Here is a 1,103-nt window from a genome sequence, read left to right on the forward strand (position 1 = left end):
CTATGATGCGGATTTCCCGCCGGTCGCCCGGGATTTCAAAAAGGCGATCGCGTCCGTTCAGGCCGTCCTGTTCGTTACCCCGGAGTACAACCGCTCGATCCCTGGCGGATTAAAGAACGCGATCGACTGGGCGAGCCGCCCCTATGGAAAGAATTCATTCGCGCGCAAACCGTCCGCCGTCATCGGAACATCGCCGGGCGCCATCGCAACCGCTGTCGCCCAACAAAGCCTGCGCAGCGTTCTGAGCTTCTGCAACTCACCCCAGATGAATGCGCCGGAAGCCTATATCCAGTTCACGCCGGGACTGATAACGGACGACGGCGAAGTGACGGTCGAATCCACCGAGGACTTCCTGCGCAACTACATGGCTGAGTTCCATATGTTCATAGCGAGGGTGCTTCAGGTGTTGCCGCCGGACGCATAGGTTTGGCGTCAAGCCGGGCGCGCGCTCGTCAGCTTCAGCGCGCCCAGCGCCACGAAGCACAGGACGGTGACCGGAAAGACTATCCAGTTCAGCATCTCCCAGCCCCAGGCGTTGTAGACCATGCCCGACATCAGTGAGGCGCAGGCGACGGAGCCGAACAGGACGAAGTCGTGGAAGCCTTGCACCTTGCCCTTTTCCGACGGCCGGTAGGTGGAGGCCACCATTGCGGTCGCGCCAATGAAGCCGAAGTTCCAACCAAGGCCTAGCAGGATCAGCGACGTCCAGAACTGCCACAGCGCCAGGCCCGACAGAGCGACAATGGCGCAGCCGATGAGCAGGATCAGGCCGGTGGTCACAATGCGTTCGGCGCCGAAGCGATGGATCAGCGAGCCGGTGAAGAAGCTTGGCGCAAACATCGCCATGACGTGCCAGGAGATGCCGAGCGTCGCGTCGGTCTCCGACAGTCCGCAGCCGACCATGGCCAGCGGTGCGCCCGTCATGACGAAGCTCATCAGCGCGTAGCTGCCGACCGCACAGAAAAGCGCGGCGACGAAACGCGGCTGCGTGACGATTTCAGCCAGTGGTCTGGCGTCGCTGTCGGCGATCTCCACCTTGCCGGATGCTTTCGCCGGCAGCCGCAGGAAGGACAGGATGATGGCGCAGACGGCGGCCAGCGGCA

At 62.7% G+C, this 1,103-nt stretch carries 2 protein-coding genes; one reads left to right on the plus strand and one right to left on the minus strand.

Annotated elements, in window-relative coordinates:
* The coding region (locus EN932_RS36730) for an NADPH-dependent FMN reductase (RefSeq protein ID WP_164890872.1) at positions 1-424 on the plus strand (424 nt) is incomplete at its 5' end.
* Between the two features lie 8 nt (positions 425-432).
* Here EN932_RS36730 and EN932_RS36735 read toward each other — a convergent pair.
* The coding region (locus tag EN932_RS36735) for an MFS transporter (protein WP_164890873.1) at positions 433-1,103 on the minus strand (671 nt) is incomplete at its 5' end.

Source organism: Mesorhizobium sp. M7A.F.Ca.US.002.01.1.1, assembly GCF_004022955.1.
GTDB classification, from domain to species: Bacteria; Pseudomonadota; Alphaproteobacteria; order Rhizobiales; family Rhizobiaceae; genus Mesorhizobium; species Mesorhizobium ciceri.